This is a genomic window from Actinoplanes sp. ATCC 53533 (genome assembly GCF_003947245.1).
Map to the genome: position 1 here is coordinate 1 of NZ_QHHV01000334.1, position 6,535 is coordinate 6,535.

Genomic DNA, 6,535 nt, shown 5'->3' on the forward strand with positions numbered 1-6,535 from the left:
TGATCACCGGATGTTCGTGCTGTGTCCGCCGTCAGTTCCGCGGGGCGCGAGAGACACCACGACACCATCCGTTCGGAGCAACAGTCCACATGACGAGCAGCATCGAGGCCACCTCGAGCGCCAACAGGGTCACCGTCGACGATCTCGGCTCGGAGGAAGCATTCCTCGCAGCTATCGACGAGACCATCAAGTACTTCAACGACGGCGACATTGTCGAAGGCACCGTCGTCAAGGTCGATCGGGACGAGGTCCTGCTCGACATCGGCTACAAGACCGAGGGCGTCATCCCCTCGCGCGAGTTGTCGATCAAGCACGACGTGGACCCCGCGGAAGTGGTGTCGGTCGGTGACCACATCGAAGCCCTCGTCCTCACCAAGGAGGACAAGGAAGGCCGCCTGATCCTCTCGAAGAAGCGTGCGCAGTACGAGCGCGCGTGGGGCACGATCGAGAAGATCAAGGAGGATGACGGCGTCGTTCGCGGTTCCGTTATCGAGGTTGTCAAGGGTGGCCTCATCCTCGACATCGGCCTCCGGGGCTTCCTCCCCGCTTCACTGGTCGAGATGCGCCGTGTGCGCGACCTGCAGCCGTACGTGGGTCGTGAACTCGAAGCCAAGATCATCGAGCTGGACAAGAACCGCAACAACGTGGTCCTGTCCCGGCGCGCGTGGCTTGAGCAGACTCAGTCCGAGGTTCGCACCGAGTTCCTCAACAAGCTGCAGAAGGGCCAGGTCCGCAAGGGCGTCGTGTCCTCCATCGTCAACTTCGGTGCCTTCGTGGACCTGGGTGGCGTGGACGGCCTCGTGCACGTCTCCGAGCTCTCCTGGAAGCACATCGACCACCCGTCCGAGGTCGTCGAGGTCGGCCAGGAGGTCGAGGTCGAGGTGCTCGACGTCGACCTGGACCGCGAGCGCGTCTCGCTGTCGCTGAAGGCGACCCAGGAAGACCCGTGGCGCCAGTTCGCCCGGACCCACGCGATCAACCAGATCGTGCCGGGCAAGGTCACCAAGCTGGTTCCGTTCGGTGCGTTCGTCCGGGTGGACGACGGCATCGAGGGCCTGGTGCACATCTCCGAGCTGGCCGAGCGGCACGTCGAGCTGCCCGAGCAGGTCGTCCAGGTGGGTTCCGACGTCATGGTCAAGGTCATCGACATCGACCTCGAGCGTCGCCGGATCTCGCTGTCGCTCAAGCAGGCCAACGAGAACTTCGTCGAGGGCGAGGAGCACTTCGACCCGACCCTCTACGGCATGGCGGCGACGTACGACAACGAGGGCAACTACATCTACCCGGAGGGCTTCGACCCCGAGACGGGTGAGTGGCTCGACGGCTTCGACAAGCAGCGCGAGACGTGGGAGAAGCAGTACGCCGACGCCCGCGAGCGCTGGGAGGCCCACACCAAGCAGGTTCAGGCGTCCCGCGAGGCCGACGCCGAGGCCGCGCTCAACCCGGTTCCGGCCGGCGGCGTGACCACCTCCTCGTCGTCCACCTCCACCTCCACGTCGTCGAGCTCGTCCTCGGGCCCGGCGCGCGCGGCGGAGGAGCCGGCCGGCACCCTGGCCACCGACGAGGCGCTCGCCGCTCTGCGCGAGAAGCTCGCCGGCGGCAAGGGCTGACGTCCAGCTTGTAGCTAGCTAGTCCGGTCCGAAGGGCCGTCCGCGATTTCGGTCGCGGGCGGCCCTTCGGCATACTTGCCCCGTGTTGATGGTGGGTCTCACCGGAGGAATCGGCGCGGGCAAGAGCGCCGTCGCCCAGCGCCTGGTCGCGCGCGGCGCGGTGCTCGTCGACGCCGACCGGCTGGCGCGCGAGGTGGTCGCCGCCGGCACGGACGGCCAGGCCGCGGTCGTCGAGGCCTTCGGCCCGGCGGTGCTCGGCCCCGACGGCGAGCTTGACCGGCCCGCGCTGGGCGCGCTGGTCTTCGGCGACGAGGCGGCCCGGCGCCGGCTGGAGCAGATCATCCATCCCCGGGTACGCGCGCGTACGGGGGAACTGATCGCGGCCGCCGCACCCGACGCGATCGTGGTCAACGACGTTCCGCTGCTGGTCGAGGCCGGGCTGGCGGCGTCGTACCACCTCGTTGTCGTGGTCGACGCCGATCGCGGGGTGCGGACTCGGCGGCTGGTGGCGACCCGGGGGATGAGCGAGGAGCAGGCGACTGCCCGGATCGCGGCCCAGGCCGACGACGCCGTTCGGCGCGACGCCGCGGATGTGATCCTGACCAACAACGCGGCCATCGAGGAGCTGGAGGCGCAGGTCGAGCGCCTGTGGCAGGACCGGCTGCGCCCGTACGAGAAGAATCTGCGAGTCGGCCGGCATGCCCCGGCCGAGGGACGGCTGCGGGTCGTACCCCCGGATCCGACCTGGCCCCGGCAGGCGGCCCGGGTGATTGACCGGATCCGGCACGCCCTGCGGCCGCTGCTCGGCGGCGACGCCGACGTCACCCACATCGGGTCGACGGCCGTGCCGGGCATGCCGGCCAAGGATCTGCTGGATCTCATGCTGGCCGTGCCCACCCTGGCGGAGGCCGACCGGCTCGCCGAGGCGCTCGGATCCGCGGGCCTGCCGCGCCGGGCGGGGGAGTGGCACGACAACGCTCGCGGCCTGCCCGGTAAGACCTGGCCGAAGCGGCTGCACGGCAGTGCCGACCCGGGACGCCCGGTCAACCTGCACGTGCGGGTCACCGGCTCGCCGGGCTGGCGTTTCGCCCTGCTCATGCGCGATCACCTGCGTGCCGTGCCGGCAGCCCGCGACGAGTACGCGGCGGCCAAGTGGAGGTGGGCGGCGCGGCACAGCGACGTGGCGAGTTACGCGGAGGCGAAGGAGCCCTGGTTCGACGCGGAGGCGGAGGCGGCCCACGCCTGGGCGGAAGCGACCGGCTGGCATCCTCCGGTGCCGTAGGGCCGGGCTGGGCACACTCCCGAGCCAGAAAGGCCGCGTCCGGCGGACAGGCAGCGCCCCCGTGTCCGCCGAATGGAGCCGGACAGGCAGTGCCCCCGTGTCCGCCGAATGGAGCCGGACAGTAAGGGGCGGTCGCGGCGGCCGTTCGCGCAGTGCGCGACCATCGCGGATGCGCGCGCCGGACGGAGCCAGGGCAGCAATCCACGGGCCGGAACGGCCGCACCGTGTGGTGGTGTCGGACCGGACCGGACGGCCGCCGCGAGCGGCCTACCTGATCACCGTATAGCCGCAGGTAAACGGTGGACAAGGCTGTTCGCCGAGGCCGAATGTGCACCCTGCGAACAGCCTCACGCGCCGCCCGAAGAAACTTGTCATACCCGCGACGTACCGTGGTCTGCATGGCGCTCGACATCCCACGACTCGACGGCCGCTTCGAGGTCATCAGCGACTACGAACCGGCCGGTGACCAGCCCACAGCCATCGCCGATCTGGAGCGCCGGGTGCGCCGCGGCGACCGCAACACGGTGCTGCTGGGCGCGACCGGCACCGGCAAGAGCGCCACGACCGCCTGGCTCATCGAAAAGCTGCAGCGGCCGGCCCTCGTGATCGCTCCCAACAAGACCCTGTGCGCTCAGCTCGCCAAGGAGTTCCGCGAGCTGATGCCCAACAACGCGGTCGAATATTTCGTCAGTTACTACGACTACTACCAGCCCGAGGCCTACATCGCGCAGACCGACACCTACATCGAGAAGGACTCGTCGGTCAACGAGGAGGTCGAGCGGCTGCGCCACTCGGCCACGATGTCGCTGCTCACCCGGCGCGACGTGATCGTGGTGGCGACCGTCAGCGCGATCTACGGCCTGGGCACGCCGCAGGAATACCTGGAGCAGGCCGTCAAGGTCAAGGTCGGCGAGGACTGGGATCGCGACAAGCTGCTGCGCCGCCTGGTCGACATCCGATATGCCCGCAACGACATGTCCTTCCAGCGCGGCACGTTCCGGGTCCGCGGCGACACTCTCGAGATCATCCCGGCTTATGAGGAGCTCGCGATCCGGGTCGAGCTGTTCGGCGACGAGGTCGAGAAGCTCTACTACCTGCACCCGCTGACCGGTGAGATCGTCCGCGAGGTCGACCAGCTCGTCATCTTCCCGGCGACGCACTACGCGGCCGGCCCGGAGCGGATGGAGCGGGCGATCCGCGACATCGAGGCCGAGCTGGCCGAGCGGCTCGCCGAGCTGGATCGTCAGGGCAAGCTGCTCGAGGCGCAGCGGTTGCGGATGCGCACCACCTACGACATCGAGATGATGCGCCAGGTCGGCTTCTGCAACGGCATCGAAAACTACTCCATGCACATGGACGGCCGGTCCTACGGCGACCCGTCGCACACCCTGCTGGACTACTTCCCGGACGACTACATCACCGTCATCGACGAGTCGCACAACACGATCCCGCAGATCGGCGGCATGTACGAGGGCGACGCCTCCCGCAAGCGCATCCTGATCGAGCACGGCTTCCGGCTGCCCAGCGCCGCCGACAACCGGCCGCTGCGCTTCGACGAGTTCCTCGAGCGGGTCGGGCAGATGGTGTTCCTGTCGGCCACCCCCGGCCCGTGGGAGATGGGCCAGGCCCAGGGCGAGTTCGTCGAGCAGATCATCCGCCCGACCGGCCTGGTCGACCCGCAGGTGGTGGTGAAGCAGACCAAGGGCCAGATCGACGACCTGATGCACGAGATCAGGTTGCGCACGGAGAAGGACGAGCGGGTCCTGGTCACCACGCTGACCAAGAAGATGGCCGAGGACCTGACCGACTACCTCCTGGAGAACGGCATCCGGGTCCGCTACCTGCACTCCGAGGTCGACACGCTGCGCCGCGTCGAGCTTCTCAAGGAGCTGCGCAAGGGCGACTACGACGTCCTGGTCGGCATCAACCTGCTGCGGGAGGGTCTCGACCTGCCCGAGGTGTCGCTGGTGGCGATCCTCGACGCGGACAAGGAGGGCTTCCTGCGCAGCGGCCGCTCGCTGATCCAGACGATCGGCCGCGCGGCCCGTAACGTCTCCGGCGAGGTCCACATGTATGCGGACAAGATGACCCCGTCCATGCGCGCCGCGATCGAGGAGACCGACCGCCGCCGGGAAAAGCAGATCGCCCACAACAAGGCGAACGGCGTCAGCCCGGAGCCGCTGCGCAAGAAGATCCACGACATCCTCGACGACATCTACCGAGAGGCCGAGGACACCGACTCGGCGCTCCATTCCGGCGGGCAGATGGTGGGTGGCGGCGGCCGGCAGATGTCGCGCGGCAAGGGCCCGGTGCCGGAGACCCGGTCCAAGGCCCGCGCCACGTCGGCGCCGGCCCGGGAGGGCATGGCCCGCGCCGAGCTGGCCCAGCTGATCCAGGATCTGAGCGACCAGATGCTCGGCGCGGCCCGCGAGCTGCAGTTCGAGCTGGCGGCCCGGATCCGCGACGAGGTCAAGGATCTGAAAAAGGAGCTCCGCGGCATGGACATGACCGGCGTTCGCTGACGCCATGCCCTGGGTGCTGACGCCGCACAGGCGTGCGGTTTCCACCCAGGGCTGCGTCCGAATCGCCACAACGGAGGGCTATTGAAGGAGCCGAGGGCGGGCCGGGCACGAACGGAAAGTCGGTGGAGCCGGGGGACCGTCGCTCTCTACGCTGGCTCGCGTGTTCACGACCCACGCGGTGACTTGGGCACCGATGCCGTTCGAGGACGATGCCGATCTTGTCGCGCTGGCCGCGCGCTGTCTCGCCGCCGATGGTGGCCTGCCGTTGGCCGCCGACCCCGCATTCCTGGGTCGGAGATGGCGCGCAGCCGGCACCCGGGCCCTCCAGGGACGTGACCGCGGCGGTCGCCTCATAGCCGCCGGGGCCCTGCGACCCGTCTCCGGCGGGGTGGCGTTCTGCGGGCTCGTCGATCCCGGCGCCCGGGGCCGGGGGATCGGTTCGCACCTGCTCGGCTGGGGGCTGGCCGAGGCCGCCGGGCCCGTCACCGTGGAGACCGAGTCGCTCACGGACGCCGCCGCGGAGTTGTTCGCGGCGCACGGGCTGGAGCAGGTCTTCGCCGAGGATGTCATGCGGATCGACCTGGAAGCCGGCGTGCCGGCTGCGGCCGGTCCGGCCGGAATGGGGTTCTCCCGCTGGTCGGAGGAGAACGCGTCGCGCTTCCACGGCGTCTACGCGGCCGCGTTTCGGGAACGGCCCGGGTTCCCGGGGTGGAGCGAGGCCGAGTGGATCGCCGAGGTGGTGGAGGACGACGAGTTCCGGCCGCAGTGGTCGGTGCTCGCGACGCTTCCGGAGCTGGGGGACGCCGGGTTCGTCACCGCGGCGGTCGACTGGATCGTGCAGGTCGGCGTCGTGCCGGCCGCTCGGCGCCGGGGAGTCGGGGAGGCGCTCATCACCGAGGCTCTGCGGCGCATGCGCGCCGACGGCGCCACCCACGCCTGGCTGGACGTCAACGTCGACAACACCGCGGTACGGCTCTACCGCAAGCTCGGCTTCGAGCATCGCGGACGGCGTGCCCGCTACCTGCGCGCGGCGCCGGCGGGGCACTGCTGATCATCGCTTGGGCTGGGCTGGGCTGGGCTGGGCTGGGCGTGGGCGTGGGCGTGGGCGTGGGCGTGGGCGT

The 6,535-nt window shown here is 69.8% G+C and carries 4 protein-coding genes; all 4 read left to right on the plus strand.

The window, feature by feature from the left end; all coding sequences use genetic code 11:
* Window positions 1-89 precede the first annotated feature (89 nt).
* The 4 genes from rpsA to DMB66_RS56305 all read left to right on the plus strand — a co-directional run bounded on the left by rpsA (window position 90) and on the right by DMB66_RS56305 (window position 6,465).
* Complete coding sequence (rpsA, locus tag DMB66_RS56290) at window positions 90-1,610, plus strand: 30S ribosomal protein S1 (RefSeq protein WP_125812217.1); 1,521 nt, start codon at window positions 90-92, stop codon at window positions 1,608-1,610.
* Window positions 1,611-1,692: 82 nt separating this feature from the next.
* Window positions 1,693-2,892: a dephospho-CoA kinase gene (gene coaE / locus DMB66_RS56295; protein WP_125812218.1), complete on the plus strand. Its 1,200-nt coding sequence runs from the start codon at window positions 1,693-1,695 to the stop codon at window positions 2,890-2,892.
* A gap of 398 nt (window positions 2,893-3,290) precedes the next feature.
* Window positions 3,291-5,414 carry an excinuclease ABC subunit UvrB gene (gene uvrB, locus DMB66_RS56300; RefSeq protein ID WP_125812219.1) on the plus strand — a complete coding sequence of 708 codons (2,124 nt, stop codon included), beginning with the start codon at window positions 3,291-3,293 and terminating at the stop codon, window positions 5,412-5,414.
* 160 nt (window positions 5,415-5,574) lie between these two features.
* Window positions 5,575-6,465 carry a GNAT family N-acetyltransferase gene (locus tag DMB66_RS56305; protein WP_125812220.1) on the plus strand — a complete coding sequence of 297 codons (891 nt, stop codon included), beginning with the start codon at window positions 5,575-5,577 and terminating at the stop codon, window positions 6,463-6,465.
* Window positions 6,466-6,535: the final 70 nt, after the last annotated feature.

Excerpts from the sequence above, each read along its gene's own strand:
- rpsA (WP_125812217.1), top strand. The coding sequence starts at position 90 with ATGACGAGCAGCATCGAGGCCACCTCGAGCGCCAACAGGGTCACCGTC.
- uvrB (WP_125812219.1), top strand. The coding sequence starts at position 3,291 with ATGGCGCTCGACATCCCACGACTCGACGGCCGCTTCGAGGTCATCAGC.